This is a genomic window from Bacillus cereus, assembly GCF_002564555.1.
Lineage (GTDB): Bacteria > Bacillota > Bacilli > Bacillales > Bacillaceae_G > Bacillus_A > Bacillus_A cereus_K.
The window spans coordinates 1-504 of record NZ_NUVD01000028.1 but is presented as its reverse complement, the minus strand read 5'-3'; the positions used below and the strand labels follow the sequence as shown (position 1 = coordinate 504).

Below are 504 nucleotides of genomic sequence, written 5' to 3'. Positions count from 1 at the left end.
CAACAAGAACATAATTGGCTTGAAGCAAATGTTTTCGATACGACAATGATTTGTTTGCCGTACCATTTTGCCTTATATTCCAACATAGTTCGAAACTGAGACCATGATACCTCACTAATTGCTTTTGCTAACTTATGATTCTTTAACATATTCGATANNTACTCGTTGTTTATTCCAGCTAGAAGATCCTTTCATTCTTCTAGAAAGAACACGCTGTGCTTTTGCCAACTTCTCTTCTAATGATCGAAAAAACTTCGGATTTTTATAGGTTGTTCCATCTGACAAAATGGCGAAATCTTTTAGTCCCACATCCATTCCGATGTAAGAATTTGTTTTCGGAAGTTCTTGCACTTCTGTTTCAACTAACAATGACACAAAGTATCTGCCAGAAGGATTCCGTCTAACTGTAGCATTTAAAATACGTCCTTTTACTTCACGACTTTTGGCAAATCGAACAAGACCTAGTTTTGGCAATTTTATTTTGTTTCCTACAACGGCAATGTT

At 35.9% G+C, this 504-nt stretch carries 1 pseudogene; it reads right to left on the bottom strand.

Annotated elements, in window-relative coordinates:
- Positions 1–504: pseudogene (locus COI75_RS16720) on the bottom strand (transposase); the annotation flags it as partial.